Origin of the sequence: Arenicella sp. 4NH20-0111, assembly GCF_040366405.1 — a bacterium.
Lineage (GTDB): Bacteria > Pseudomonadota > Gammaproteobacteria > Arenicellales > Arenicellaceae > Arenicella.
This window is the reverse complement of sequence record NZ_BAABWF010000015.1, coordinates 41100-67931: the sequence shown is the minus strand read 5'-3', so window position 1 is coordinate 67931 and position 26832 is coordinate 41100. Positions and strand designations below refer to the sequence as shown.

Sequence of the window (26832 nt, the reverse complement as noted above, 5' to 3'; positions counted from 1 at the left end):
TACGTACTTCCTTTGTACTTTTAATTCGGCTCTGACCCCTTTAATTCGTACTTCCTTTGTACTTTTAATTCGGCTCTGACCCCTTTTATTTCTTTTAATTCGGCTCTGACCCCTTTTATTTACGCGCCAGTTGATGGCGGCTCTACAACTTCTTTACCCAGCAACCAGTTAGCGCGGCTGGAAGATCAACTTAATCACTTACTCGCCTGTCACGCCTTTTTTGACTTGGCCATTCATGCCATCACTCACCCCGATTACAACGAAGAGATCGACGGCCACCGTTGGCATTTGGGGTTGTTCCTGCATCAGCAGTGGTTACAGGATCAGGGACAAGCCGTTATCCATCAACTGCAAACCATTCGGCGGGCGCTCATTGAGTAGCCCGCCTTACGAGTAGATATTTTGAGCGTGTCCGTTAATTTTATTCAAAGAATAGATAACTCACCGCCATCGCTAAATACATCTTCCCAACCATAACGCAAATTTTTACCCCAACTATCACTACCCAAAAACCTAAAATATAAAAATTTACTTGTTACTGATGCGTTTGCCGACTCGTTAAACTTCCATTTAACAACTTCATTAAACATATTCACATTCGGACTTAAATCTCCAGTAAACCAAGCCGCAAACTCATCAACTTCAACAAACAAAAGCTCTAATCCTGCAACAATTTCAGACTGGCTACTTATAAACACCCTAACACTAGGTAAGCAATCTGGAGCTACCATTCTAGAATCTGGAAGAATATAACTTGGTGAAACTACGCTAATTTCTCTGATGAAAGAATGAGGCCAATCGACCTCAAATAACACCCTCTGTTTAAAGGTAACTTCATCAGTAATACGAACCCATTCCATAAGCATCACTCATCAATTGGCAAATGGCCGCTGCGTGTTCCTTTCGGATAGTCTGAACCATACTCAAAATTATGCTGATGCTCTGCTCTTCGACCATCATTCACATCATACTGACGATGTCTACGACCATACTTATCGTAAGTAGTTGTTTGTTTGAGCGACCCATCTTCATTGTATCGATTATGGGTGTTGTAAGGACTTGATTGTTCTGGAGAACGTTTATTTAGGGACTTATCATACCTTGCAGCTTCATCAGGCGACATTTCATCTCTGAAGCTCTTATTTCCCCCCTTTGTGGCAAAACTCGTCCTGACTCTACTTTTAATAGCATTAATTATCTGATGCTTTACTACCTTAATCCCACCAGCCGCGATGAACCCTCCAACACCAGCTGCAAAAGAACCAGCGACAAAAGCGACCCCTGTAATCGTATCAACTGCGGTATTAACCGATTCGATTAAATTTAATGCTTCTTCCTCGCTGATACTAAACGGTTGGTCACTATCATATTGTTCTTTTAACGCCCTTAAAGTACTGAATGCATCCCTCAATTGATCTAGATGACCCTGCGCTTCATCTCTCTTTTTAGTTGATAAACGACCCTGAGCCGCCCATGGATCATCCGCAGCGTCTTCAAGATCATCAACTAGATCCTGAAGATCCTCATCGTCAACAGGACCCTCATCTGTATTTTCATCCGAGCCAGAAGTTGAACTCTGATCACCTGTATCAGTAGCACCATTACCTCCACCTGCACCGCTGCCATTAGAAAGACCGCCAGAAGAAACGCCCCCAGGTCCGCCACCCTGAAAACAATCGCCTTCGCATTGGGGCAGCTCTCTATGCCCCTTCACTATGATCTCCTCCATATTCCCAGTAGGATCAACAAACTTCAACGGATTATTACGAACGTAACTGTATCGATTGAAACTCTGCATATTGTATGCATTAGGCAACACCGGATCCGCCGACAAAAACCTCCCGATCAACGGATCATAGATCCGCGCGTTCATATTAATCAGCCCTGTGTCATCGTCCATTTCATGGCCGGTGTAGCCGCGATTGGTGATGCCGTTGACCAGGCCAGTGCTGGTGGACAACCGCATGCCCCACGGATCAAACTCCAACTCCTGCACCACGTCGCCCGCGGTGTCGATGATGACGTTTGGCGACCCTAGATTGTCTGCTAATAGGTAATGTGTTTTGTCTTTGGCTGTGCCTTGCTCACGCTCGATCTGCACTGTGCCGCCGCCCGTTTGAATGGTGTAACGGTGGGTCGTGCCCGATGGCGTTTCAATGCGTTCGTAGTATTTACCGAGATAAATTGTTTGCTCTGTTGTGGTGCCAATGGTGCCAATCGCACCCATGGTGCCTTCGTGCTTGTAAATGCGCTGTTGGCTGGGCCCATACTCATACAATGAGCCCTTTTTGGTGCCGCCAGTTTGTACGAACATCATGGAAGAGGGTTTATCAAATGCGTTCCACGAGATTTCGCGGTTACCGCTCTTGGTGACGTTGCCGTTTACGTCGTAGGTGTACTTGATCTCGCTGTTGCTGTCCATGGTGGGCAGTTCACGTACTTCACTGCTTCCATTAAACTCCCAGTTAACCGCAAATTCAGGGTTTTGCAATACACCAGCGGCACTGCCCACCACTCGGCCCACGGCGTGCGGGCCACCGTTGCCATCGTAATAGTAAGACCCCACGTCTGACTTAGACATGATGTTACCAATGGCGTTGTAGCTAACCGTCACCGACTTATTAATGGTGTTGGAAATTCGGCTGTAGGTTTCCAATCGATACAAATTGTCGTAGCTGAACGTTTCAGTAAACTCTTTGCCCGCTAGGTTGCTTTCGCGTTTCTCAAGATTATTAACTTCGTCGTACTCATAGTGCAGGTTCTGCACTTGCTTGATGTTGCCGATCAGGCTGGTGGTCGAAACGATGTCTTCCAACACATTTTGCCCAGGCTTAAAGCCACGCGTGGTGTCAATAAACGTGCCCATTTGATCGTGCACATTACGCCCCAGTGCATCGTACTCTTTGGCGCGCCAATGTTCGACGCAATTACCCAGCTCGTCTTCGGTGCTTTTAACCGCCACCAAATAGCCGCTGTCGTATTCGTATTGCATGGCCAGCGGCACAGGCACGCCATTGGCGTCAACCGTGCCGGCACTGGGGTAGTTACGGCCCGCCAGAAACCCCGTGTCCGTTTGATACGACACGGACTCTTCGAAGGTAACGCCTTTAATCAGTGTTACGGTTCGCTCAGGTCGGCTGTGGCTGTCGTAATAATAGCTTTGACGATAGTCGTAATCCGTGTTGCCGTTGTTATTAAGCCGCTCTACTTGCGCCAAAGCACCTAATCCGTTGGGACGGGTGTCGTAGGTCCACGTACTGGTTCCGCCACTGTCAACGTCTGCACCGGGCACGGTGCGCGCCACCAACCGACCTAGCCGGTCGTAGGTTTGTGTGATGGTCTGGCCTTTGGGGTTTTTTTGCGTCAGCAGCTCGCCCCAGGCGTTGAAGGTGTACTCCGACTTGCCGAGGTCTGGGTCATCCAATTCGGTGCGTCGGCCGAGTACGTCGTACGTCAGCTCAATGGCGTTGCCCAATGCGTCGATGGTTTTGACCAAATTGCCACGTGAATCGTAATGGTATGCCATGGTCTCGCTGTTGGCGTCTACCACCGCTTTAACCTGACCCAAGACATTGGCACGCACGGTGGTGACTTTGTTCTTCAAGTCTGTAACCGTGCGCTCTAGTAACCCACCGGTTACGCCATAAGCGTAATCCATGGTTTCGCCGGCGGTGTCGTACGGTAAGCTGGTGCTGGTACTGCGGCCCAACACGTCGTAGCTGAATACGGTTTCGTTTTTGGCGTTGCCAATGAAGTGCGGTTCTGATTGGCTTGCCACTCGGCCGAAAGCGTCGTAGCTAGTTTCTTGTTGGATGTCCATCAAGATGCCCACCAAGCCAAACCCTTGAGTCTTACTCTTAACCACTTGATTAAACTGGTTTAGGTATTGGGTCACGCTGGGCGACAAGTCCACATTGCTTTGCGACTTAGTCGACGTGGTTACGGCAAAGGTTGCCGGCGCGGTGCAGTCATAACAAGTTGGGGAGTCGTCATACAGGTTGATGCTCTTTTGACCGGTTGGATTGGTCGCTTGGGTTTGACGACAGAAGCCGTCGTACTCGTACATGCTGACTTGTCCGTTGGCGTCGGTTACCTTTTTAGGCGCGTCACACACTGCGTGATACTCAATGGTCGACGAATGACCTTCGGCGTTGGTGATGACCGTCGGCAAGCGATTAAACCCAAGGTCGTAGCCAATGGTGGCAAAACGAGGCTGAGGCTGAATGGCAGGAATCGCCGGTGGGTTGGGGTCGGTGGTGGTTTCCGAGACCACATTACCGTCAAGGTCGTATTGATATTCGGTCAAAAGACGAATGCCTTTGTCCGCCGAATCGGGCTCACGCTCGATGCTTTTTAAGCGCCAATTAGTGCCGGTTTGGTAAACGTACTCGGTTTTATTAAACTTAGCACTGTTATCCACAGTGTGAGTCTGATTGCCCACCGTAATGTCTTCTACTTGGCCCACCAACCATTGACTTGTATTGGCCGTTTTGTAATCTGTAACCGTGGTTGTAGTGTGCAACGGCGACGTCGGTTGCAAAGGGTTACCACTCAAGCTGGATGAACTACTGACACGGCTCACTTGATTTGTGAGATTGCCGTAAGCGTCGTAATCGTAAGTGTTGGTGTTAATACGAATCAATGCGCCATTGCTGTTAGCCTTAAGCTCGTAACGTTCGCTGCGCGAATAATTCATGAACGAAAACGTGGTCTTTAAGCCGCCCAAGCGCGTCTGCTGGGTGGCGCCGTACTCATTGACTGATCGGCTGATTACGTGGTTTTGGACGTCTTGCTTGGTCTCTCTGTGAATGGTGCGCCCTATGGTCGGGAAGCTTTGACTGATAACCCGCGTTTGGCGTAAACCACTGACTGAGTTTAACGATGAGAAACGATAAAACCCTAAAAAGCCGCGACCCTCGCGGTTGACCTGCGCGCCTTCGTACTCGTAGCTGGTGGTTTGCGTGCCACCGTCCGGCGTGGGCGTGATCAATGAGGAGGTCACGTAAAGCGGGCTCTCGATAAAGTACGCGCCTGGAGCAGCGGCCAAGGTGCCACCAGCAATGGACGCTGGGTACTTAGTGTACACGCTGTCATTGTCGGTCAGTGCCACGAATTCTGGCTTAATTACCACACCTAATGTGGTGGTGATGTTGTCCAACTGATCTAGCCGAGCCGACGCCATCAAACGGGTGGTACGTGTCGTGCCCGCGCGTGCCCCCACCCAATCGGTGGTGCCGTCGTTGTTCACGTCTACGAAATGACCAAAGTCAGACATGGCTTTTTCGCGGCCACTGTAATCAAAATACAATTGCTGCGGCGTGTAGGGGCTGCTTGCGGCTTGCTCGGCCCATGACGACCCCGTGTTTAACCACGCTTTTTTAATAACCGGATACCCAGTTGCAGAACTCTTGTAAGACTCTACGTAGTCGACCAGCCCGTCTTGGTTTACATCAAGATAGACACCACCATTATGTACAGGCCACCCTCGAGAAAAGTCAGAATAACGAAAATTAGCGTGCACAAAGCCAGGCGCAGTGAAGCCCGCGTTACGCGCCGCCCAGCCCTTTCCGGTGTTTAGCCGCACGTATTGCTCGATTACACCACCAATGCGCTCGTACGAGCTCACCCAGTCACGCAATCCGTCGCCATTGATATCGACAAAACGGCCGTGCGTTACAGGCGATGCATCATTCCAACCGTTTTGATTGTCGTACATTACTTCTGGCAAGTTATACACCGACCCAGCAGATTGAGCGAGCCAGCCACTGCCGGTGTTTAACCAAACGGCTTGCTGGTGTGTACTCTGACTGGCCTGATAGGAGCGCATCCAATCGAGTAAGCCATCGCCATTCACGTCCACAAATTGACCATGAGATAAGTTGTAAACACCCTTAAATTCACTGAACACGTCTGGCATGTCGTAACTTGGGTTATGCGACCAGCCATTGCCGGTGTTTATCCACGTGGTTTTATGTTCCGTAGCATTAGCGCTGGAAATATAATTGTGGTACGCCGTTACCCAGTCAACCAAGCCATCGCCGTCGATGTCCATCAAGCGGCCACGTACCGTTTCACTGCGGGTATAATTACCACCACCATTGGTCAAATAATCAAACAGTAAATCTTTAGGGGCCCATGCGGCTGCCCCAGTCTGCGCTGCCCCCCAACCAGCCCCCGTATTGAGGTAGGTTTCGCGTACGTCAACCACTTCGGAAACGCCTAAGCTGGGCGTACCGTACTGATGCCGTTTGGTGTCCAAGCGGTAGGAATAAACTACGTCCACTAACCCATCGCCGTTCACGTCGGCAAATTGCCCCATATTTATGACGCCAGGCAAAAAGCGAGCCAACGGATTGTTAACGATATCATCTTCGTAACTCCGCAATGGTCTGGGTAACTTCCAGGTCGTACCCGTTTGTAATTCCCAACGGCCATCTTTACGTAAATACGTTTTCAATACCGTTGGGCCGGTAGACGGTGTATACGCAATGACCACATCCAATTCGCCATCGCCATTCACATCAACCCAAGAACCACGATTGATTTGCTTAACGGACAATGGCTCTGTGGCCCCGCCACTTAATTGGCGAGTGTACGTTTCGTATTCGATTAAGTCTTCTGGCGCAATGTAATCTGGCGACGGTGCGCTGCCGGATGAGGTCACGTTGGTGTAACCTTCAGTTTTGGCAAGCCAGTTAACGTCCACGCTGGGCATGCACGAACCATCGTGCCCGCACTCTACGATTGACGTGATGCGTGAACGACCGGTTATCGGTGCCGTCTCGTAGTTTAGGTTATAGCTGCGATACACCTGATTGCTGTTGTTAATTACCACCACACTTGACAATCGATCAAGGTAATTAATTTTTGAACCTACCACATAACGGGAACGCTGATCATTGGTGTTTGCTTCGTACTGAAAATCGATTCGCTGCGACGCGGTGGCACCAAAATAGGTATAACCAATTTCATCCACCAATCCATCGCTGGTGCGGTACGTGGCTTCGTAATAGTTAGCGTCACGGTCTGACATCCGCGCCAGCTTCCAAGAGTGGATGCTGTTGGTGCCCGGCAACTTGAACTGTGCGCTGTGCGACGCCACACCATCTGGGGCACCGTAATCGTAAATTGCACCGCTCTTAGCCCAGACACGCCAGCGAGTCGGCGCGGTTCCACCGTTAACGTTGGTCGACCCTGCGCCATAGGCAACAATTTTTGAAAAACCGTCCACTTCGGTTCGATACTCAGACCCGTTGGCGCCATGCGAGCCCGCGACCAGAATCAGCCGCTGCCCATTTAAACAATATTGATCTGCCGTTGAGTGTTGAACTCCGGTGCGAATCCCGTCTATTGCCACCGTCTTACCGCACCGTGAAATCGCCGATAGACCCGAGACACTCCAGCCAACCCCTAATGCACCCGCACCTTGACTACTGGAAAAGTTCAACGACATACTTGGTGTTACACCATTACGCCCCTGTGGCACCACGATCGGCATCGAAAACTGAAACGCGCCCGAAGACGATACGCCGTAGGACGTCGGTGTGGCACCCGGTATGTCTTTGGCGTTAACCGAACCAACGGAAAGCGCGACAAGTAACGATGCGAAAGGCAAAAAAGCAGATTTAATATTCATGGCGAACGGGTGTTAAAAGTTCCATTTAGAATGCCTGCTACCAACGGGCACTCATGTGTATTGTTTTATCGTGTTTTAAAAAAGCTATGTGTAATGACGCTACGTTGGGCACATCAGTGCAGACTGATGCGGGTAAGCGTCGTTGGCATCGATAATGCCGTCACGATCGGTATCCTGTGACTCAAAGTCATAACAGCTCAGCCTGACGTTTTCCTGGCCATTAACGGTGTCAATGCAATTCACTAACGCCACCTGCTGAGAAGCAGAACAGCCACCGCCGTTGACTGGCTCGCCGTTGGTTGTGTTAGCGCATATATCAAATTCATCACTGATACCGTCGTCATCTGAGTCACCGTAGACATGCTCTTCAATGGGGATTCGATACCCTTTATAGGTAACGTACACGATTGGTGCGGCGATCAGCGAACCTGCGAAAAAGCACAGCGACGCCGAAATCAGCACTAAATATCTAATTTTCATCATTATTTTTTACTCTTGAATTAGTTTCGGGCATGCCCGCCCACCCAACTAAAAACAATGACTTAAAAAGCTTGAGTAACTGAAATAAGTGGGCTGGTGTACTCACTTTGCGTACACGCGATGTCATCCAATCTGAACGATATTTCTGTACCTGCGTGGGCAGCTGCTAACAACAAGGCGTAAGTAGTATCAAACACCGGACTTGCCGCAGGCAAGATATAATAATGGTTGCTGTGCACCGGTGTGCAGCCTTGTGTCTTGTTCTTTAACTTCATGTAGACAGCCCCGTTACCAGCAAGGTAAATTCGCGAAATTTGACCTTTATGGGTAACCGAGGCGGCGCTGGCTTGCAGCGAAAAAAATAATGCCGCAATAGCAACAATAGTAAGGCTGGTGATTTTCTTAATAGTAAGTGTGTTTTTCATTTTGCAATCGGAGTGAAGTGATCCCTAATTCAGGCCGATATGAACAGTTAAAACTAACAAGGCGTTGCCTTCCTTAGCTTGAGCTGATTCATCGTCCTGACCAATAATTTACAGCGCGTGCATCTTGTCAAAATGCGAATGCATTATCAAGCTCATAGGTGACAAAAAGAAAATTTAGTCGCGTTACTTACAGTTCTTTGGCTTAGGCAAGCCAGCAAACTTACTCGCGGCTTTGGTGGCGCCTTCGGGAAACAATTTAAGTAAATAGCGGCTGTTGGCGTTCTCTTCGCCAAACGCTTTTTTGAATACCCGCATGACCATGCGCATGGGTGGCGGGATGTTGTAGTCTTCGTAGTATTCGCGAAAATAATGGATGATTTCCCAGTGCTCCTCGGTGAGCGTGACGCCATCAAGGCGCGCCATATACTGCCCCAAAGGTTCGCTCCAGGTGAGCCGTTGCTTGAGAAAGCCTTGTACGTCAGTGCCGTATCGCTGGCCCTCGAACTCGATAAAATGATCGGTCATGACCAAGCCACCTGTTTGTCGTGCTTGGTAACCAGTGCCACAAAGCCTGAGTAATCTATGCTCTCGATGGAGTCGTATTGGGTTTGAATGCCTCGCAAAGCGCAGTCACCTTGCAAGCGGTAGACGTTAATCGAGGCACGCTCGCATTTGGCAAGAAAGGACGCCAACGAAATGGGGCTTTGCAATGCCAACACCGCGTCTTCAATAAGCACTATGGCGTCACCGGCCGACGCAAAGGCCAATTGCTCGTACAGCGCAGGGCGATTGAACCACGATTTATTGAGGGTGAACACCGTACTCAAAACGTAAACACCTTGTCTTGTTGATTAATCAGACTGGCGATGGCTGGCGAATCCAGCTCTTGGGCCTCTATCATTAGGCTGCTCGGAGTCAGCCCGCGCGCGACCATGCTTAGATCGTGCACGTAAACGTTTTCGACATCAAAATCAGCCAAGGCCTTGAACATTTTGCTGTGCTGCTTGAGCGATGTACCGCCTACGCTCTGACCGGATTTGAGTTGAAACACTCCGTCGGCCATGAACAACACGGACACGCATTGCTCAAAGCTGGCACCGATGAACGCCGCGTCCAACGCTTCTAACCCAGCCAAAGACGAATAAGGCCCGCGCTCAAATACATAGAGTAACTTAGCTGGTGCATTCATTTGAAAGTCACCGTACGGTCGGACTGTAGGCTTGCCTCAAGCATGACGCCCAAGCCAGCCACGGTAAACTGAGGATGCAGGTTTGTGGCCGTTTTTTGAAATTCTTGCATCTGGGAATCGTCGATGATGCCACGACGCTCGGAGGCGGACACACAAACAACCAACGGCACCGCGTGATTGTCGGCCAAGGCTAGCCATTGTTCCAAGGCGTTGTATTCGTCAGCCATCGGCACCACGAGTTCATTGGCCTGAGTCACGCCGTTCTGATAAAAGAACACCTGATTGATTGTGTGGCCAGCCGCAATAACGGCTTTTGCAAATTCGTTGCCGGAGTAAGCTGCCTGAGAGCCATCTGGGCCACCACTGATGATAATATTGAATTGCATGGGCTAATACGGCCTAGCTAAACAAGCGGTCTTCTTCCGCGCGCATGTCTTTCTTGGGCATTTGCAAGTAAAAACCTTGTTCTTCAATGTCGGCTAATACCTGAACGGCGTCTGCCTGTGGCAGCTGTCGGTCAGGCGTTAAATCAAATTCCAACACAAAACTGAGTTCACCCATTAACGTGAGAATAGCCGCAGGTAAACTTTGATCGGGCGCTTCTGCATCCAGCTCTTCATTTAGATAGACAAAGTGGTCTTCTTTTCTATCGCCTTTGTATACGTAGCATTGCATTACTATAGTCTCTTAAGTCTCTTACTGTTTGCGCTGTATTACTCGCCCTTAAGAATCACAAAGCGATCCACTCGGGGCGTGCCTGTGCCTTCGCTGTAGTCAACTAGTTCATGCGGCAAGTGCTTAAGCATGGCGTCAAAATCGGGCTTAGCGCTGGGGTCGGTCGCCAACACTTCCACGTACTCACCCACGGACACCGCCTTTAAGGCTTGCTTGGCCCGCAACAACGGAACTGGGCAACGAGTGCCTTTAGCATCAACGCTTTTGGCTATTAAAACCTGTTCTGACGTGCTTTTAATCAAACTTTTACCTGACATGGGTTAGTATTTAAGCCTAAAAATTACGACTTGGGGATAATTCCGGCGACGTCGCGGTCTGAATTTTAACAAACTTAGATAAATCTCGCGGTGATTTTATGAACTGTCGGCTAATTTGTAATGCATATACGTAAGCAAAACTCGAAATACCACACGATGACAACCCGATTAAAGAAAACGGTGCTTGTTGGAATGCTGGCGACTGGTATTACCTTGGGTGGCACTACCTCTGGGCAAGAAGATCATTTTGACCAATTGCCGGACTTGGGTTCTCAGGCGGCCACTTTTCTGTCTGAAGAAAAAGCCAAGCTGTTGGGCAAATCGTTTATTCGTCAGTCTCGCTATCGTACTCCATACGTGTCTGACCCAGAGCTGGTGAGCTATATTAATAATTTGGGTAACCGGCTGCTTGAAGTTAGCCCAGACGCCGACAAAGACTATAATTTTTATTTAATCGACAGCGACGTCATTAACGCGTTTGCCGTGCCGGGTGGCCACATCGCCATGCACACGGCCATTTTAACCAAGGCCGAGAGCGAGAGCGAGTTGGCGTCGGTGGTGGCGCACGAAATCTCACACGTTACTCAAGCGCACATTTCCCGCAAACTGGAAAACTCCAAGTACGACAGCTGGATTGCCCTTGGTGCCCTACTGGCCGCGGCGGCGGCGGGCGGCGCAGAAGCAGCGCAAGCGGCATTGGGCGTATCACAAGCCAGCATATTGGACAGACAATTAAGCTATTCAAGAGATTACGAGGCGGAAGCCGACTCCTTAGGCATTCGCCTGCTAAGTCGCGCGGGTTTTAATCCGGGCGCCATGCCCATCTTTTTTAAACGCCTGCTGGACGAAAACCGAATTAATGAATCACGAGCCTTGGAATTTTTGCGCTCACACCCGCTTACCATCAGCCGGATTACCGAATCAGCGGAACGCGTGCGCGCCTACCCGGAAGCTCCACCGCAAGACGAACGTCAATTTTTAATGATGCAAGCGAAAGCCACCGCGGCCTACTCAAAAAACAAGCAACTTACGCGCGACGTGTTTCAACAACGAATCAAAGAGGGTGACTCGACGTTAGCCACGCGTTACGGTTTCGCCATCGCTTTATCTGAAAATGGTGAGTTCGATAAAGCACGAACAGAATACCAGGCGCTGTTGAAAGAATACCCGGACAACATGAGTGTTCGCTTAGTTCAGGGCGACAATGAACTCGAAGCTGGCAATATTGAAGTCGGGTTAGAGTTATTAAAGAGCTTATACGACGACGAAATTGCCAAGGGCAATCACATGGTCGACATCTATTACGCCAACGCCCTCGTGTTAACCAACCACAACGACGAGGCGATTCCTATCATTCGAGGCGCGTTAGCCAACAACCAAGAAGAACCGTATCTGCACTTCTTATTAGCTCGCGCTCATGCGGCTCAGGGCGACACCAAACAATCGTTCATTGAACGCGGCGAGTATCACTACATGCGCGGAAATTACGAATTTGCCATTGAGCAATTCAAGCGCGCCTTTGTGTTGACTAAGACAGAATACGAGCGCGAAAGCTTGGGCGCAAAAATCGAATCGGTGGAAGACGAGTTAAAGCAAATTCGACAGCTTTGAGTTTTTTCAGGCCGATGGTCTAGCCAATACGGATTAGCTAAAAAACGCTTTCACGGTGTCTGCGGTTTGCTCGGGTTGCTCTATGTGAAGCATGTGAGCGGCCTCATTGACTACCCAATAGTTTTCATCAGCGATTCGCAACACGTCTTTGGCTTGCTCGATTCGCCCTGACTTACCAAACCGACGAAACATCCACGACTTATCCGCCATCACTAGCCCGACTTTGGCTTGCACTTGCTTCCATATTTCCAATACATCATCAAAGTTGTATCGAACTGGGTTAGCGTATCGATGCTTGTGGTCGGCCTTAAGCTGCAACGCACCGTAGTCGCCAAACGGCCTCCCCCACATTGTAACCAGGTCATCGATCTTATCTGAAGGCAATGTCGGGTTGCCTGCGTAAATCGACATTCTGAGCATCTGCGCCGTTGGGTACACTTTGCTGGGCTCTTCAGACAAGATTTCATTCATCCAACGTCGGTACTTTTCAGGTGCTTCACTCGGCTCGGTTGGCGCCAAGCCCAACGCTTCAAGAATAAGAACCTTGCCAACTCGCTCCGGCCTCAGGCCAGCGTACATAGTGACAATGTTACCGCCCATACTGTGACCAACTAACTGCACCGACTCGTTAGGGGCGTAATGATCAAGAATAACCTCTAGGTCAGCCAAATAATCGGGAAACCAATAGCCTGGTGCGTGCTCGGTTTCACCAAACCCCCGTAAGTCTGGCGCCACAAGATGAAAGTCTTGTTCTAGGTACTTGGCCATATATTGATACGTGGCGCCGCAATCCATCCACCCGTGCAGCATAAAAATGGTGGGGTTACTAGGGTCACCCCATTCTTGTATATGAGTGCGTAAACCGCGCACTGTGATCGTTGTATTTTTCATTACGGAAGTTTAGCAAACAAACACCGACCACAAACGAAAAAAGGCCCTGCTTACGCAGAGCCTTTTTGTACTAGCGCTTACTAGTCTAAGGTTAGCAAGAACTAACGTTAGAATGTAAGTTGGAAACGAACTCGGAATTCGCTGCCATCGTCGTCAGACGTATTGCTGTCGCCATCCGTGTAATTGATGCCAAATTTAACGTTGTTATGAGCGTACCAGTTCATGCCTAGCGTGAACGCAGACGCGTCGTCACTGCCTAATTCGATGTCGCTGTGGTTACCGTCGCCATCTTCATAACGCGCAACCAATTCCCATGCGCCACCTTTACCTTTTGGCTTAACACGTTTGAATTTGCCGCCTTTATAAGGCCGTGACTCACCCGTTAGAATGTAACCAGCTTGCAAGTAGTAACCGCTTAGGTCGTCGTTAGAACCTTCTTCGCCGTCTACGTACTCAGCTTGGATATGGAAAGGGCCTGATGCGAAAGCACCTTCGAAACCCAACGCCGAATCTTCGTTGATGTCTTTGTAAGCGATACCAAGGTGAACTAAGCTGTTCTCGCCCTTGAACGCTGTTGTGTAACGTGCGGCAAAACCCGTGTCTGCGTCTTTTTCGTCGTCAGTGAATACACCGATCGCGTACGTAGAGTTACTTCCTGCAGCACCGTGCAATTGAACACCTTCAGCACGACCAACCGCGTAACGCTCAGTGATGGCAGAACGCTCTAAAACACTGATGTCTTTAGAAGAAGTCAGTTCTTCTAGACCGAAAGGCATTTTTTGGTTACCGATGGTGATGTTTGCACCCTTACCAAAACCAGTGTAGCGCAAGTACAGATCTTCTACGCCATCGCCATTTGTGTTGAACTGAGTTTTGAAAGCCCAGTTTTTAGCAATGTTGCCTTTCGCGTAAACTCGGCCACGACGAAGGTCAAAGTCATTTTCGTCAACTTCGCCATTCTTTTCAGAACGGTTGAAGTCATACATTACTCGACCACCGAATTGGAATTTGTAATCGCCGCTTGATACTTTCAAGCCGCCTTTGGTTGAAACTTTAACTTCTGCGTTGGCAGCAGGAGCGGCGGTAACGGCTGAAGCAGCGATTAAAGCTGCAATCAATTTAACTTTCATTTAACTCAAACCTCATTTTTGTTGGGGGGCCGCATTTGCACTACAACGGCTTGATCAATGCCCTAACTGTGTGGACGAGCGTATTCTGACTAGGTTTGATTACAGCTATATTACAATTTAAGCAACCCGAACATCCTTCGGTTAGTCGGCTTTCCTTGCTGTATGGGTAATTGCCCGTGCTGGCAACGAGAACCAGGCGACTCTCGATGACACGTCGGGCAGGGTAAAGTTATTCCGGTGAGGCCTGCTCTTTTTGCTCTTCTAAACGACGCTTACGCCACTCATCAAAAGAAATAGTTTCTTCAGGATCACGCTCTTCAACCTCTTTTCGTCCGACAATGGTTTCAGGTGGGCGAGTAATATCGACCGAGGGTTGCTTTGATTCTGCAAGTGCCGGCTTATCTTTTTTAAAACCGCCGCAGGCGGATAAAGTCAAACTAAAGGCGAGGATCAAAGTCAATGGAGCCAAACTGCGCTTTACCATAGTAATAACCGATGTGTGTGTTTTCATTTTTATAGTATGTGGTGCAAACAAAATTGCAATGGTATCTTCCTATGATAACAAAAATTAGAGATTAATCGCCCTTACCATGAGCAAAGCTTCATCAGTTAATACACATTTATTCGTCGGCCCCTTGCTCGCAGCCTTACTTTATTGGCTAATGAATGCTTCTGGGGTGTCAACACCGGCCAGCGCTACCGCGGCAATCACATTGTTGACCGCGTGGTACTGGGCCACAGAAGCGCTGCCCATCCCAGCCACGTCCTTAATACCGTTTGCTTTGTTTCCGGTATTTGGGGTGCTCAATCACAAAACAGCCGCCGCCGGCATGGGTTCGCACATAATTTTACTGATGCTTGGCGGCTTCTTGATGGCAAAGGCGTTGGAAAAATCGGGTGCGCACCGCCGCTTTGCGATCATGATTTTACGATCCGTGGGCCAGAACAGCCTTAAGCGCCTGATTCTCGCGTTTATGCTGGCAGCCGCGTTGTTATCAATGTGGATTAGCAACACCGCTACGTGCTTGATGTTGATGCCCATTGTCTTGGCGTGCCTCAACCAAATAGAGGATCCTAAACTGAGCACACCGTTGATTTTATCGGTGGCCTACGCTTGCTCAATTGGAGGCATTGCGACGCTGATCGGCACCCCGCCAAACGTTATTTTTGCCGGGGTATACGAGGAAATTTCAGGCGGCGAATTTGGTTTTCTTGATTGGATGGCCATTGGTGGTCCAATCGTGATTATTTTGTTACCAGTGGCCTGGGCTTGGCTGTCGCGTAATGTGTCTGGATCGTGCCCGATTGCTCTGCCAGACTTACCTGACTGGCAACAGGATGAAAAACGCGTGGTCGCGGTGTTTTCGCTGGTTATTTTGCTCTGGGTATTTCGCAGCCAACCATTTGGTGGCTGGACTGGCGTACTGGGATTATCCGGAATTGGTGATGCAACGGTCTCCATGCTGGGCGCTTTGATGATGTTCGCTGTGCGCTCTGAAAAAGGCGATGGCTTGTTAGATTGGCCCACCGCAACCACCATACCGTGGGGCATACTGCTGATGTACGGTGCCGGCATTACCATCGCCAAAGCCTTTTTTGAAAGCGGCTTAGCGGGCCTTATCGGCACCCATTTTAGCGCAGGCATTGGAGGCTTTCATCCGCTGCTAATCGTGTTACTTGTGTGCTTATCCATTACCTTCTTTACAGAACTCAATTCTAATTTAGCAACCACGACGCTCGTACTACCGATTTTAGCGGCGGCAGCCACCAGTACCGGACTGCCAATCGAGCTACTGATGATTCCGGCAACCATTTCGGCTTCCTGTGCGTTCATGCTCCCTGTCGCCACCGCACCAAACGCTATCGCTTACGCCACCGAAAAAATATCTGTAAAACAAATGATGCGAGAAGGCTTACTATTAAACCTACTCTTTGCCGGGCTGATTGCCGGCCTTTGCTATCTCTTGATATAGGCGCAAAGGCTTCTGAAAAACGCTCAGTCCAGCTCTCGCATTTGCCCAATCCTTGCGATGACTTCCGTAACGATTTGAAAATCAAGCAAGAACTGATCGACCGTTTTGTACTCGACACCCAAGGGGTCCGCCCCTTTTTCGTTTGGCAAGGCCAAGCCAAATTGAAGCGTGTTTGGAGCGTGGAGATACAACGCGGAATGCGCCTCACTAGGCATCGCCACCGTTGCGTTTAAGCTTTCGGTTGCCACTCTTAGCAAGGCTTTACCCCACCGGCTTCGGTAATTATTTGCGTTCGAACTGGCTTGAGAAGTGCTAACTTCAGACACGTTATTTTTGCCTATCGGTTGATTGCTTTTATCCCCTTCAGCGTAGATGGCCGTAGATTGCGATACGGGGTATGAACCGTCCAGCAACACATTGTACGAAGGCGCTTTGTGAGTCTCCAGATAATGCACAATTCCAGCGTGCTTTGAATGATCTGACGTATCCACCAACAGCGTTACGTTATTGAGTAGGCTGATGTTTTCTTCAACCATGACCCTCATTGCGTACATAACAATCACGATCGCATTCTTATTGTCTTGAACACCTCGACCGTACAAATTGCCTTGAAGTTTAGTCAATGTGTAAGGGTTCAGTTTAGCCCCGTTTACCACCCAGTTTTTCGCTTGGGCGTCTGAAACGCCAATGTGGGTGTGTAGGGCGATATCCCTTGCTTTACTCTGGTTGAAAGGAAGCGAGATCTCGAACAGATTATCATCGACTTTACGGAACCTAAGCCCGAACTCCTTCGACATCTGTTGTAATAACTTGGCGGTTGCAACCACTTGTGCTGCATTACTAGAGCGCTTCTTTCGTTTTCTATCCTTCTTACGTCGCTCAGCGACCTCCACCATTGACGCGCCGTCTACGGTCGGTATTTCGATCAGCTGCTTCAGCGATCTCAATGCGTCTCCGCCGTACTTAAATTGAGAATAGAGCCCCAAAACTCGAAACATAACCTCGCGTTGCTTGCCAGACAATGGCTCTTTAACCGCAAAATTGGCCAGAGAGTTCAGTTGCTCTCGGCTTAGAAAAGCTTGGCCTGAATTATACAGCCCAAAGGCGAAGTCTTGAAAATCATCAAACGGCCGCCCGGCAAAGCGATCAATAATGACATCGACCTGCCCTTTACTAAGATTACCGCTGGCCGCAGGGGTAATGGCATTACCACCTTGTGCCACGACAACACTGCAAAGCCAAACGTAATTGGCCACCAGCATCACTAATAGAAACCGTTTTACTACCATCATTGTTCATGCCCCCGAACTGAGTGTACTACTAAATGATTGAGACTAATGTGATCTAAAACTCAATCAAACTTCCCCCTTTTTGCGTTGATTTAGCCAATCACGTCGTGACAATCGATACAGTACGTGCTCACTTAATACGTGATTCAATGGCAGTTTTGGATGCGCGAATTTTTTTGGACTTCCAATCATCCCAATCCTTTGCATTACTCGTTCAGACGGCGCATTAAGCGCTGGTGTCATTGACACTATCTCATTTAACTGACGATTTTCAAACCCAAATTTGAGCGATTCCAAGGCGGCTTCGGTAGCCAGCCCTTGTCCCCAACTTGATTTTGACAGCCTCCACCCAATCTCTACATTGGGTGAAAAATCAAACCCATCGTCAACGAACTTCAAGCCTACGAAACCAATAAACTCTCCAGACTCGGTTCTTTGAGCAGCCCAAAAACCAAATTGATTTCTCTCAATGTGATCACTAAAACGCGTTATCGCGGACTCGACTTCGCCCAACGTTAAGGTACTTGGGAAAAAGCGCATCACCTCTGGGTCCGAGCACATTTCGTAAAATGGCAATATATCCGCAGATTCCCATTGCCTGAGTGTAAGCCTTGCCGTGTTTATTGGGTCCATAAGTTAAGTATATCAGTTGGCCCAATTGGGAGGTTAGTTAAGGTTACTTTCTGGGTAAATCGGGTTACCATTAACGAGTTCGACTCATCTTCTTAAGCGCGGTAAAAAACATGAGAATTGGCGTAGTGATGGACCCTATTTCGTCCATCAACATCAAAAAAGACAGTACCTTCGAAATGATCTGGCAAGCTCAGCAACTCGGCTGGCAGGTAGATTATTTGGAAATGAATGATCTTTCAATTGACAACGGTATTGCCAAAGGAGACGCGCGACACGTCACCGTGCAACAGAATCCCGAAGATTGGTATCAATTAGGCGAATCACGCCGAATCGATTTGGGAGAACTTGACGCAATATTAATGCGCAAAGACCCTCCTTTCGACATGGAGTTTGTGTATTCAACCTATATTTTAGAACTCGCGGAAGAACAAGGCGCACTGGTGGTTAATTCCCCTAAAGCGCTAAGAGATTGCAACGAAAAAGCTTACTGTGCTTGGTTTCCAGAGGTCTGCCCCGACACCGTGATCACACGCAAAGCCTCTGATTTTCGCGCCTTCTTAGCAAAGCACGGCGACATTATTGTAAAACCATTGGATGGCATGGGTGGCGCTTCGATCTTTAGAATTCAAGCGGGCTCGCCAAATATCGGTGTCATCATTGAAACGTTGACCAACCATGAAAGCACCTACGCGATGGCGCAACGCTACATGCCTGAAATCGTCGAGGGCGACAAACGAATATTAATGGTAAACGGTGAACCTGTCCCGTACGTACTCGCACGCTTACCAGCCAAAGGTGAAACGCGAGGCAACCTCGCTGCAGGCGGTCGAGGCGTGGCGCAACCTTTGAGTGAGAGCGACCGTAAAATTGCTGAAGTTGTGGGCCCTGAATTGGTAAAACGCAAGATTTTGTTTGCAGGCCTTGACGTCATTGGTGATCGCTTAACTGAAATTAATGTAACAAGCCCTACCTGTATCAAAGAGATTAATGCAGAATACGACACCAACATCGCGTTAGACTTGATGCGCGCAATCGAACAAACATTGTCGAAAAAATAAGGCACGTCTGGCTTCATGGCAAACCCATACAACAGCAAACAAAACGATTTACTGAGCGTTACCGCGTTTCTGTCCGCGCTGCTGCATACGATATTGATCTTAGCCGTGAGTTTTAAATTGCCGGATATTGCCGCGCGCCCCAACACGGACAATAACTTAGACGTTATTTTGCTTAATAACGCCAACAACCAAGTGGTGGAAGACGCACAATTGATATCCAGCGCTGGAAACGAAGGTGGCGGCGATGATGAACGAGAAGGTAAAACCCCGCTTCCTTGGAAGGCCGTCAACCCGTCACCGGTACAATCGGTGGCTAAAACCGCCAAACGCGTGGTGGAAACCCGAGTTTCACCAGACAGATTATTAAGCGCTGAGCAAGGAGAGGTAAGCCTACAGCGGCAATTGCCAACCCCTGAGAAATTGCGAATGGACGGCAGCCAGACGGGCGCCGACAGACTCACCACCAACGCTCGCATGCTCGAGCGAGAACGTTTGTTAGCGAAAACCAGCCGCGATTGGGAAAACTATCAGAAGCGACCACGAAAGAAATTCGTCGGCCCGATTACCAAATCTCACGGAGCAGCAAAGTATTTGGAAAAATGGAAAAAACGCGTTGTTACGGTTGGCAATGCGAACTACCCGATTCAAATCAAAGCTCGGGGGTTGCATGGAACCCTCATCATGTCGATTGAAATAAACAGCAATGGAACCATTCATTCGATTAAGGTACTTCAACCTTCGAATTACAAATTGTTAAACGATGCTGCGTTGAGGATTGTTCGCGATGCCTCTCCGTTTGAAGCGTTCCCCGATGAAGAGTATTTTGAAAACACCAACATATTGGTGATTACCCGGGCCATCCATTTTTTACCTGATAACAGCTTTGATAGTACGGCGAGTGGGCGAGGCTGAGTGTGGACATCACTGTTTTAGCGCTTGATATTGGACTTAAGCGGACAGGCGTAGCCTGTGGCCACAGTTACACCGGATCGGCGACACCCGCGGGCCAACTAACCGTCACAAGAGGCAGGCACGACTGGCCGGGCTTGGACAGCTTAATCAGCGAATGGGAGCCCGATCAGATCGTCATCGGAGACCCTGAGAGCAGCGACCCGCATTTAAATAAGGCCATCAATCGAGTAAAAAGTCACATACAACAGCACCATAAAATACCCATCATTGATGTCAATGAACGCCTGACATCCAGCGCCGCTAACAGTGAGCTTGCTGCACGCGGCTTAACGGAACGCAGAAAAACCGAAATGCGCGACCAGATTGCAGCGTGCTTGATCTTAGAAACCTACTTCAATGCCCAGAAATCCTAGGCTCTGTGCTATTATGCGCGCAGTTTTAAACTCGACAGTGAATTTCCCATGCTGCCATTTGACTCACTAATTTCAGCACAACAGCTCACTCCTGAAATCGTCGCGAACGTGATTTCTGTGACGGATGCGATGGCACAGAATATCGAACAGTCGGGGCGTATCGATCTGCTGGACGACAAAGTGGTTTCACTGCTGTTTTTCGAGCCAAGCTCACGAACCATGATGAGCTTTCAGAGCGCCGCACAACGACTAAAAGCGGGTATGGTGTTTGCGCAAAGTGCCGCCGGAACCTCACTGGAAAAAGGCGAAAGCATTGAAGACACCATCCGAATGGTCGAAGCTTATTCAGACATCATCGTGATGAGACACGCCATGCCAGGGAGCGCAGAAATTGCCGCTAACACCAGCAAAGTGCCTTTCATTAACGCCGGTGACGGTGGCAATGAACACCCCACACAAGCGCTCATTGACGTCTACACCATCCACAAGCACAAGGGACGCTTGGATAACCTGAATGTTGTGTTCGGGTATGATTCCCTGCAATCGAGAAGCATTCACTCGCTATCAAGATTGCTTGCTCAATACCCAAACAACCGGTTCACGTTTACCGGCCCAAAAGAGCTAAATCCGCGCGATGAAGTGCTGACAGACCTGCGGGCACTTGGAGTGGAGTGCGAGATTCGCTCAGAGGTCGAGCTCGGCGACGGATTTGATATCGCCTACGTGAACCGCCTACAACAAGAACGATTTGCCGACCAAGCCTTGTTCGACAAGAATCGCAGAAAATACCGCCTAACGAGAGATAAAGTTGAAGGCAGCAACTGCTTAATACTTGACCCGTTACCACGAATAGATGAAATAGACACCGACGTGGATTCATTGCCTAACGCGCTCTATTTCAAACAAGCCAGCTATGGGGTTCCACTTCGTATGGCCCTTCTGGCCATGCTTTTAGGCAAGGCTTGACCTTGTTAACCGTTACTCATTAGACGTTTTATCACTATGAAAGATCACATTCGCTCCAGCCTGACAGAAGCTCAATCTGCGTTGGAAAACTTATTGAGCAATGAACAACAACTCGGCAATATCGAACAAGCGGCCCAACTTTTGGTGCACGCGTTAGAAAACGGTAAAACCATATTTTCCTGCGGCAATGGTGGCTCTATGTGCGATGCCATGCACTTCGCAGAAGAACTCACTGGACGTTACCGAAAAAACCGGAAAGGCCATGCGGCCGTCTCAATCAGTGACCCCAGCCACATTAGCTGCGTTGCCAATGATTTTGGCTACGAATATATATTCTCTCGATACATCGAAAGCCACGCCTCAGAAGGAGATGTGTTGTTAGGAATTAGCACCAGCGGCACGAGCAAAAATGTGATTCAAGCCGCGAAGGTCGCTAAAGAGCTTGGTGTTCATTCAATTATATTGAGTGGCCGCGAAGCACAAGAACTGGAGTCTTTGGCCAAAGTTTACATCTGCACCAAAGGCGGAGACTTTGCTGACAGAGTTCAAGAACTGCACATTAAAATATTGCACATTTTTATCGAATTGATTGAGCGCAGCTTTCACCCTGAAAATTACCAATAGATTGGTGCTTCATCGATGATTAATTTCTCTATGGCTTCTGAGTGTTGGCCCTGACCAGAGGCCAAAACAGTTGTTCGCCAGCGCTGGTTGACGGTAAATTTTCAACTCCGATTTGCTTAGGATAACGGCGCGTTATTTTGGCGGTTCCAAACAACACATCCCAGAAAAACAATAAATTCCCGAAATTGCCCTTGTAGTGCGTCACGCCGTCGTCAGCGTGCTTCCCGTGATGAGCACTGTGAGTCGCAGGCGTGGAAATAGTTCTCTCCACAATCCACATTACGGGCGAAAGCCACGCTATTTTATACAGTGGTTCATCCCACCTAACATCGCAGTGTGCCGCATAGATAACCGTCATTTTCACCACTAAATAGACAGCGTAGACCCAACCTCCCCCCATGAAAACAAGGGCCCCAGAAAGCCAAAGACCGGGCATGAGAAGATAGAAAAAGAAATTGTTCCGGTAGACGACGCGTATGGATAAATACTCTGCGTTGTGATGAGGGCGATGCAGTTTATACATCCAAGGCACGGTGTGAGATAAACGATGCCACCAGTATTGCGTCATATCATCAAATAATAAAAACAGACCAAATACGGCGAAAAACGACCAATCACTCAAAACGCCGGCCCAGCCTGGAACCAACAAAGCCGCTGCGCCAGCACCAAGAGCGAACACCACAGGTTGTGTAAAAACAATCAACAGTAGACTGCCTATAACTTCAACAATCGCGTCATCCCGTCCCTGCCCTGGTTTGTGGAAAAACCGCGTGAACACTATTTCTAACAGCACGAACCCGAAGAAAATTGATGCGATGGCCATTACTTCAAATTTCATTTAAATCCCCATAATCAAAAAACATGCTAGCGCGTATTGACGGGCTCGCAATAGCTCAGTTCAAGCCTAAGCTTAACAAGCGTCGCCAACCCCAATTGCTAAATAGTTATCAATCAGTTCTAATTGGGCATGGACAAATTCCGCTCAACATTTATGCAAGGTGGGTCGCCCGCCTTGATGACTCACCTTTCGCCTGCTCTTCGGCAAACACTGACGTATCAATCAAACGTCATAAAATACGCCGATGGCCAGTTGATCCACAGCCGCGGAGACATTAAGCCGGGCTTATCGATCATTAAAAAGGGAGTTGCTAATGTGGGTGTGTATGGGGTAGACGGCACGTTCATCATGGCTGGCCTGTTAGGCGCTGGCGAATGCTTCGGAGAATTCACCATTTTCACAGAGCTGCCTCGTACCCATGATGTTTCTGCGAATGGCGACGTAGAGATTCATCAACTTGAAGCCGGTCGGTTCACTAAGCTATGCGATGAGGAGCCCGAATTACTGAAAGCCGTATTAAAAACAACCTTAATACGAACCCATATTCTATTAGAGTTGCTTGATTCTATGCGACGGCTGCCTCTGAAAGAAAGAACGGTAAAGTTAATGCTCTCCCTTTCTTACCACAGTGGGCGAATAGCGCAGATCCGCACACGCCAAAGCGACTTGGCTGATTCGCTCGGTGTGTCACGAGTATCATTAGGAAAAGTGCTAAAACAACTGCAAACCGAGGAGATGATTATTCTGGGCTATCGCGTAATAACGATACCAGACCGCGAAAAGATGGAGCGTTGGCTTGAGGCTAAAAATAACACCCCGTTGATAATAAAAAAATGAGCAGAAACACAGTAAGAGCCCACCCTGCAAAACAAGGTGGGCCCGAACCTAAATAGCCTAAACTCGGTGAAGCGTAAGCTCAATTAGCCATGCTAAATGGTTTGTTATCTGTTACAGCTTTGAAGCGGCAACGGCCTTGATAACCTTCCATTGCTGGTCCGCTGTTACGATGTTTTCGGACTTATCTTCTTCCCAAACTTCGTAAACGTCCTCGTTTTTATTGACGTAGAGCTTACCGTCAACAATTTCAAATGCTTTTCCATTAACCTCAAACTTCTTGCCTAACGCTGCGCCATAGGCACAGAACCCGCCATATTGAGGTTCAAATTTTTCTGGATTGTCGGTGAATAGATCTCTGTTTTTTGACGAACTAAAGCGATAGATCGCGCCGTTATGCGTTGCAGTGAATTCCGCGCTTCCCTCTATCGCCGCGTTTTGTGTAAAGTAAGCTACCGCGTCGTAGCCGGCTAAAATGACTCCGTTTTTGTCCGTTTCAACGTGATCGTTGCCGGCGAATGCACTAACTGAAAAGGTCAATAATACGGAAAAAATAATAAATAGACTGTGTCGTAGTTTCATGGTTCTATATCCAAATGTTATTAATGAATCAGGCTTTGTACGCCATAGGAGTATGTTAAATGCCCCAACGTTGGATCGATATGTTCGTGCGTCTTAGCTTTATGTCCGATCGTCCATGAAGGCCCTAAATCAGCTATTTAAGGCGCTGAACGTCCGCGCCAATGTATTTCATAACGGTCAGTATTTTGGGTCTTGGGCGGTGGATACCTCGGGAAGCGGCAGCACTTCTTTTCATCTGGTGACGCACGGGAACTGCGTCATTAGTGTGTCGGGGCAACAACACCATTTAAGGGCCGGCGATGCGATATTTCTGCCGAATGACGCTGAACACACAATCAGCGACTCCTTCAATACAAAGGCTCAAACTAATCAACAGTGCTCTGTTCCAATGACGGAGCCTTTACAGGAAACGAGTACCGGTCTGATCTGTGGCAACCTCATTAACGAACACCCACTGGGCGCCAGTCTAATGAGAGCTCTGCCACCAGCGATTGTCATCAAACACGACAAACACGCTTCCTGCTCAGCGCTGATAGCCCTATTACTTGAAGAAGCTCGTCGAGCTGACCAAGGGGCTCACTTTTTGTTAGACCATCTTGCTGACGCGCTCTTCTTTATCCTAATTAGGGATCATGCTAATGCAAGTTCAGGCCTGCTGGCCGCCATACTTCATCCTCAATTAAGGCCGGCCATTGAATTGATCCACCAGAATGCCGATAAGCCACTGTCAAACGAATCACTTGCGGATGCGGCCGCGATGTCTCGGTCAGCATTTGCAGCTCAATTTAAACACAGTGTGGGAATGCCACCAGCGGAATACCAAACACAATGGAGAATGTTGCGCGCTTATCGTTGGCTCGCGGACGAACAAATATCAACATTGGATGCGGCACTAAAAAGTGGTTACGAAAGCGAAGCATCTTTTAGCAAGGCTTTTAAACGGATCATTGGTATTGGTCCAGGCGAAGCCAGACGACAGTAAAGACATAAAAAAACCCAACCGACGTTGACGACTGGGTTAAGTTATTCGTTTAACTGCCGAGATTTACCACTCAGCAATCGTGCCATCATCGTGGCGCCAAATTGGGTTTTTCCAATCACAACCTTGTTCGGCCATTTCTTGCATGAAATCTTCGTCAATAATGACACCCAAACCAGGCTTATCTAACGGTTTGATGTAACCATTTTCGATGGCAAAATCTTCTTTATTGACGACATAATCAAGGACTTCGGCCCCCTGATTATAGTGGATGCCCATTGATTGCTCTTGTAACACAGCGTTATGCGACACAAAGTCCACCGCCAAACACGCGGCAAGGGCCACAGGGCCTAGCGGACAATGCGGTGCAAGTGCTACGTCATAGGCTTCGGCCATGGACGCGATTTTCATGCATTCAGTAATGCCACCAGCATGAGATAAGTCGGGTTGAATAATGCCGATTCCGCCGTCTTCAAACACCCGTTTAAATTCAAAACGGCTAAACATCCTTTCACCTGCCGCGAGCACAATACTGGTTGACTGAGAGAGTGCGGCGTATTGCTCTGCTTGCTCTGCGAGCACTGGCTCTTCAACGAACAATGGACGATAGGGTTCCAGTTCTCTTAAGAGCACTTTGGCCATTGGGACTGACACGCGTCCATGAAAATCCAGCCCAAAATCGACTGCTGAGCCAAAATTTTCGCGAATACTGGCTATCCGTTCTACCACGCGATCAACTGCTCGGTGGTTATCGATCATTTTCAAACGACCGCATCCGTTCAGTTTAAATGTATCCCAACCGCGTTCTACCAGAGTTTGTATGTGTTCTGTTTCTTCTGCTGGATCGTCACCACCAACCCAGGAGTACGTTTTCATCTTATCTCTGAGCTTTCCACCCAAAAGTTCGTAAACAGGCTGACCTAATACTTTGCCTTTGATATCCCAAAGTGCTTGATCAATTCCAGCAATTGCTGACATTAAAATAGGCCCGCCTCGATAGAACCCACCGCGGTACATGGTTTGCCAATGATCATTAATATGGCGCGGGTCTTTGCCGATTAAGTAAGCCATTAGCTCTTCAACCGCCGCTGCCACCGAATGGGAACGCCCTTCGATCACTGGTTCCCCCCAGCCGGTGATTCCTTCATCCGTTTCTATTGCTAAAAACAGCCAACGAGGCTTAACTGAATACAGTCGAAAATTGGTAATTTTCATGGAATGGTTCTCTCTAGACCTAAATTCAAACCCAAAACGGCTTACTTCCAAATGAATATTTTAACGCTCGCTTCGGCTGCTCATCCCGGGAGAATTAATCAGCTTAGAATAGAAACAAACATCACTATGTATATTTATATGATAAATATGATGGTACAGAAG

The 26832-nt window shown here is 48.7% G+C and carries 27 protein-coding genes; 9 read left to right on the top strand and 18 right to left on the bottom strand.

The window, feature by feature from the left end:
- Positions 1-425: 425 nt before the first annotated feature.
- The 10 genes from ABWW54_RS19595 to ABWW54_RS19550 all read right to left on the bottom strand — a co-directional run bounded on the left by ABWW54_RS19595 (position 426) and on the right by ABWW54_RS19550 (position 10722).
- The gene (locus ABWW54_RS19595; RefSeq protein ID WP_353414868.1) at positions 426-860 is read right to left on the bottom strand and encodes a hypothetical protein; all 435 of its coding nucleotides are present in this window, start codon (positions 858-860) and stop codon (positions 426-428) included.
- A gap of 5 nt (positions 861-865) precedes the next feature.
- Positions 866-7636 carry an RHS repeat domain-containing protein gene (locus ABWW54_RS19590; protein WP_353414867.1) on the bottom strand — a complete coding sequence of 2257 codons (6771 nt, stop codon included), beginning with the start codon at positions 7634-7636 and terminating at the stop codon, positions 866-868.
- Positions 7637-7735: 99 nt separating this feature from the next.
- Positions 7736-8119: a hypothetical protein gene (locus tag ABWW54_RS19585; RefSeq protein ID WP_353414866.1), complete on the bottom strand. Its 384-nt coding sequence runs from the start codon at positions 8117-8119 to the stop codon at positions 7736-7738.
- A 59-nt stretch (positions 8120-8178) separates the two neighbouring features.
- On the bottom strand, positions 8179-8541 hold the full coding sequence (locus tag ABWW54_RS19580; protein WP_353414865.1) for a hypothetical protein: 363 nt from the start codon (positions 8539-8541) through the stop codon (positions 8179-8181).
- Between the two features lie 183 nt (positions 8542-8724).
- Entirely contained in the window at positions 8725-9066 is a 342-nt protein-coding gene (locus ABWW54_RS19575) for a TusE/DsrC/DsvC family sulfur relay protein (protein ID WP_353414863.1), read from the bottom strand.
- Positions 9063-9359 (bottom strand): sulfurtransferase complex subunit TusB, encoded by a 297-nt coding sequence (gene tusB, locus ABWW54_RS19570; RefSeq protein WP_353414869.1) that lies wholly within the window; start codon positions 9357-9359, stop codon positions 9063-9065. Before tusB ends, ABWW54_RS19575 begins: the two co-directional genes overlap by 4 nt.
- Positions 9360-9364: 5 nt before the next feature.
- Positions 9365-9730 carry a sulfurtransferase complex subunit TusC gene (gene tusC / locus ABWW54_RS19565; RefSeq protein ID WP_353414862.1) on the bottom strand — a complete coding sequence of 122 codons (366 nt, stop codon included), beginning with the start codon at positions 9728-9730 and terminating at the stop codon, positions 9365-9367.
- The gene (tusD, locus tag ABWW54_RS19560; protein ID WP_353414860.1) at positions 9727-10116 is read right to left on the bottom strand and encodes a sulfurtransferase complex subunit TusD; all 390 of its coding nucleotides are present in this window, start codon (positions 10114-10116) and stop codon (positions 9727-9729) included. Before tusD ends, tusC begins: the two co-directional genes overlap by 4 nt.
- 13 nt (positions 10117-10129) lie before the next feature.
- Positions 10130-10405 (bottom strand): YcgL domain-containing protein, encoded by a 276-nt coding sequence (locus ABWW54_RS19555; protein ID WP_353414858.1) that lies wholly within the window; start codon positions 10403-10405, stop codon positions 10130-10132.
- A 38-nt stretch (positions 10406-10443) separates the two neighbouring features.
- The gene (locus ABWW54_RS19550) at positions 10444-10722 is read right to left on the bottom strand and encodes a sulfurtransferase TusA family protein (RefSeq protein ID WP_353414857.1); all 279 of its coding nucleotides are present in this window, start codon (positions 10720-10722) and stop codon (positions 10444-10446) included.
- 156 nt (positions 10723-10878) lie between these two features.
- Here ABWW54_RS19550 and ABWW54_RS19545 point away from each other — a divergent pair, with 156 nt between their 5' ends.
- Positions 10879-12333, top strand: coding sequence for a beta-barrel assembly-enhancing protease (locus ABWW54_RS19545; protein ID WP_353414856.1), 1455 nt, complete (start codon positions 10879-10881; stop codon positions 12331-12333).
- A 33-nt stretch (positions 12334-12366) separates the two neighbouring features.
- On the opposite strand, the gene ABWW54_RS19540 is transcribed toward ABWW54_RS19545, so the two are convergent.
- The 3 genes from ABWW54_RS19540 to ABWW54_RS19530 form a co-directional block, all read right to left on the bottom strand.
- Entirely contained in the window at positions 12367-13224 is an 858-nt protein-coding gene (locus ABWW54_RS19540) for an alpha/beta fold hydrolase (RefSeq protein WP_353414855.1), read from the bottom strand.
- 107 nt (positions 13225-13331) lie between these two features.
- Positions 13332-14354, bottom strand: a complete 1023-nt coding sequence (locus ABWW54_RS19535; RefSeq protein WP_353414854.1) for an OprO/OprP family phosphate-selective porin — start codon at positions 14352-14354, stop codon at positions 13332-13334.
- Between the two features lie 229 nt (positions 14355-14583).
- Positions 14584-14865, bottom strand: coding sequence for a hypothetical protein (locus ABWW54_RS19530; RefSeq protein WP_353414852.1), 282 nt, complete (start codon positions 14863-14865; stop codon positions 14584-14586).
- 79 nt (positions 14866-14944) lie between these two features.
- Here ABWW54_RS19530 and ABWW54_RS19525 point away from each other — a divergent pair, with 79 nt between their 5' ends.
- Positions 14945-16327, top strand: a complete 1383-nt coding sequence (locus ABWW54_RS19525) for an SLC13 family permease (RefSeq protein ID WP_353414850.1) — start codon at positions 14945-14947, stop codon at positions 16325-16327.
- A gap of 23 nt (positions 16328-16350) precedes the next feature.
- Here the strand turns inward: ABWW54_RS19525 and ABWW54_RS19520 are convergent, their stop codons facing one another.
- Both ABWW54_RS19520 and ABWW54_RS19515 read right to left on the bottom strand, forming a co-directional pair.
- Entirely contained in the window at positions 16351-17619 is a 1269-nt protein-coding gene (locus tag ABWW54_RS19520; RefSeq protein ID WP_353414849.1) for a M20/M25/M40 family metallo-hydrolase, read from the bottom strand.
- A 63-nt stretch (positions 17620-17682) separates the two neighbouring features.
- Positions 17683-18249 carry a GNAT family N-acetyltransferase gene (locus ABWW54_RS19515; RefSeq protein WP_353414847.1) on the bottom strand — a complete coding sequence of 189 codons (567 nt, stop codon included), beginning with the start codon at positions 18247-18249 and terminating at the stop codon, positions 17683-17685.
- A 110-nt stretch (positions 18250-18359) separates the two neighbouring features.
- Here ABWW54_RS19515 and gshB point away from each other — a divergent pair, with 110 nt between their 5' ends.
- The 5 genes from gshB to ABWW54_RS19490 are packed head-to-tail and all read left to right on the top strand — an operon-like array spanning position 18360 to position 22222.
- On the top strand, positions 18360-19307 hold the full coding sequence (gene gshB / locus ABWW54_RS19510; RefSeq protein WP_353414846.1) for a glutathione synthase: 948 nt from the start codon (positions 18360-18362) through the stop codon (positions 19305-19307).
- Positions 19308-19322: 15 nt separating this feature from the next.
- On the top strand, positions 19323-20219 hold the full coding sequence (locus ABWW54_RS19505) for an energy transducer TonB (protein WP_353414844.1): 897 nt from the start codon (positions 19323-19325) through the stop codon (positions 20217-20219).
- 2 nt (positions 20220-20221) lie between these two features.
- Complete coding sequence (gene ruvX, locus ABWW54_RS19500; RefSeq protein WP_353414842.1) at positions 20222-20632, top strand: Holliday junction resolvase RuvX; 411 nt, start codon at positions 20222-20224, stop codon at positions 20630-20632.
- A 48-nt stretch (positions 20633-20680) separates the two neighbouring features.
- Positions 20681-21598 carry an aspartate carbamoyltransferase gene (gene pyrB, locus ABWW54_RS19495; protein WP_353414840.1) on the top strand — a complete coding sequence of 306 codons (918 nt, stop codon included), beginning with the start codon at positions 20681-20683 and terminating at the stop codon, positions 21596-21598.
- Positions 21599-21634: 36 nt separating this feature from the next.
- On the top strand, positions 21635-22222 hold the full coding sequence (locus ABWW54_RS19490; RefSeq protein WP_353414838.1) for an SIS domain-containing protein: 588 nt from the start codon (positions 21635-21637) through the stop codon (positions 22220-22222).
- Between the two features lie 28 nt (positions 22223-22250).
- On the opposite strand, the gene ABWW54_RS19485 is transcribed toward ABWW54_RS19490, so the two are convergent.
- Entirely contained in the window at positions 22251-23060 is an 810-nt protein-coding gene (locus tag ABWW54_RS19485; RefSeq protein WP_353414837.1) for a sterol desaturase family protein, read from the bottom strand.
- Positions 23061-23189: 129 nt separating this feature from the next.
- On the opposite strand from ABWW54_RS19485, the gene ABWW54_RS19480 reads away from it, so the two are divergent.
- The gene (locus tag ABWW54_RS19480) at positions 23190-23897 is read left to right on the top strand and encodes a Crp/Fnr family transcriptional regulator (protein WP_353414835.1); all 708 of its coding nucleotides are present in this window, start codon (positions 23190-23192) and stop codon (positions 23895-23897) included.
- 111 nt (positions 23898-24008) lie between these two features.
- Here ABWW54_RS19480 and ABWW54_RS19475 read toward each other — a convergent pair whose 3' ends face one another.
- Positions 24009-24476, bottom strand: coding sequence for a YHS domain-containing (seleno)protein (locus tag ABWW54_RS19475; RefSeq protein ID WP_353414833.1), 468 nt, complete (start codon positions 24474-24476; stop codon positions 24009-24011).
- A gap of 115 nt (positions 24477-24591) precedes the next feature.
- Between ABWW54_RS19475 and ABWW54_RS19470 the strand changes: the two genes are divergently transcribed.
- Positions 24592-25458 (top strand): AraC family transcriptional regulator, encoded by an 867-nt coding sequence (locus ABWW54_RS19470; RefSeq protein WP_353414831.1) that lies wholly within the window; start codon positions 24592-24594, stop codon positions 25456-25458.
- 63 nt (positions 25459-25521) lie between these two features.
- Here ABWW54_RS19470 and dgoD read toward each other — a convergent pair whose 3' ends face one another.
- A complete protein-coding gene (gene dgoD / locus ABWW54_RS19465) occupies positions 25522-26670 on the bottom strand; it encodes a galactonate dehydratase (RefSeq protein WP_353414830.1) in 1149 nt (382 codons plus the stop codon).
- Between the last annotated feature and the right edge of the window lie 162 nt (positions 26671-26832).

Bases quoted from the DNA above. Each gene is read 5' to 3' on its own strand.
- ABWW54_RS19595 (WP_353414868.1), bottom strand. From the start codon at position 860: ATGGAATGGGTTCGTATTACTGATGAAGTTACCTTTAAACAGAGGGTG.
- ABWW54_RS19590 (WP_353414867.1), bottom strand. From the start codon at position 7,636: ATGAATATTAAATCTGCTTTTTTGCCTTTCGCATCGTTACTTGTCGCG.
- ABWW54_RS19585 (WP_353414866.1), bottom strand. From the start codon at position 8,119: ATGATGAAAATTAGATATTTAGTGCTGATTTCGGCGTCGCTGTGCTTT.
- ABWW54_RS19580 (WP_353414865.1), bottom strand. From the start codon at position 8,541: ATGAAAAACACACTTACTATTAAGAAAATCACCAGCCTTACTATTGTT.
- ABWW54_RS19575 (WP_353414863.1), bottom strand. From the start codon at position 9,066: ATGACCGATCATTTTATCGAGTTCGAGGGCCAGCGATACGGCACTGAC.
- tusC (WP_353414862.1), bottom strand. From the start codon at position 9,730: ATGAATGCACCAGCTAAGTTACTCTATGTATTTGAGCGCGGGCCTTAT.
- tusD (WP_353414860.1), bottom strand. From the start codon at position 10,116: ATGCAATTCAATATTATCATCAGTGGTGGCCCAGATGGCTCTCAGGCA.
- ABWW54_RS19555 (WP_353414858.1), bottom strand. From the start codon at position 10,405: ATGCAATGCTACGTATACAAAGGCGATAGAAAAGAAGACCACTTTGTC.
- ABWW54_RS19550 (WP_353414857.1), bottom strand. From the start codon at position 10,722: ATGTCAGGTAAAAGTTTGATTAAAAGCACGTCAGAACAGGTTTTAATA.
- ABWW54_RS19545 (WP_353414856.1), top strand. From the start codon at position 10,879: ATGACAACCCGATTAAAGAAAACGGTGCTTGTTGGAATGCTGGCGACT.
- ABWW54_RS19540 (WP_353414855.1), bottom strand. From the start codon at position 13,224: ATGAAAAATACAACGATCACAGTGCGCGGTTTACGCACTCATATACAA.
- ABWW54_RS19535 (WP_353414854.1), bottom strand. From the start codon at position 14,354: ATGAAAGTTAAATTGATTGCAGCTTTAATCGCTGCTTCAGCCGTTACC.
- ABWW54_RS19530 (WP_353414852.1), bottom strand. From the start codon at position 14,865: ATGAAAACACACACATCGGTTATTACTATGGTAAAGCGCAGTTTGGCT.
- ABWW54_RS19525 (WP_353414850.1), top strand. From the start codon at position 14,945: ATGAGCAAAGCTTCATCAGTTAATACACATTTATTCGTCGGCCCCTTG.
- ABWW54_RS19520 (WP_353414849.1), bottom strand. From the start codon at position 17,619: ATGATGGTAGTAAAACGGTTTCTATTAGTGATGCTGGTGGCCAATTAC.
- ABWW54_RS19515 (WP_353414847.1), bottom strand. From the start codon at position 18,249: ATGGACCCAATAAACACGGCAAGGCTTACACTCAGGCAATGGGAATCT.
- gshB (WP_353414846.1), top strand. From the start codon at position 18,360: ATGAGAATTGGCGTAGTGATGGACCCTATTTCGTCCATCAACATCAAA.
- ABWW54_RS19505 (WP_353414844.1), top strand. From the start codon at position 19,323: ATGGCAAACCCATACAACAGCAAACAAAACGATTTACTGAGCGTTACC.
- pyrB (WP_353414840.1), top strand. From the start codon at position 20,681: ATGCTGCCATTTGACTCACTAATTTCAGCACAACAGCTCACTCCTGAA.
- ABWW54_RS19490 (WP_353414838.1), top strand. From the start codon at position 21,635: ATGAAAGATCACATTCGCTCCAGCCTGACAGAAGCTCAATCTGCGTTG.
- ABWW54_RS19485 (WP_353414837.1), bottom strand. From the start codon at position 23,060: ATGAAATTTGAAGTAATGGCCATCGCATCAATTTTCTTCGGGTTCGTG.
- ABWW54_RS19480 (WP_353414835.1), top strand. From the start codon at position 23,190: ATGGACAAATTCCGCTCAACATTTATGCAAGGTGGGTCGCCCGCCTTG.
- ABWW54_RS19475 (WP_353414833.1), bottom strand. From the start codon at position 24,476: ATGAAACTACGACACAGTCTATTTATTATTTTTTCCGTATTATTGACC.
- ABWW54_RS19470 (WP_353414831.1), top strand. From the start codon at position 24,592: ATGAAGGCCCTAAATCAGCTATTTAAGGCGCTGAACGTCCGCGCCAAT.
- dgoD (WP_353414830.1), bottom strand. From the start codon at position 26,670: ATGAAAATTACCAATTTTCGACTGTATTCAGTTAAGCCTCGTTGGCTG.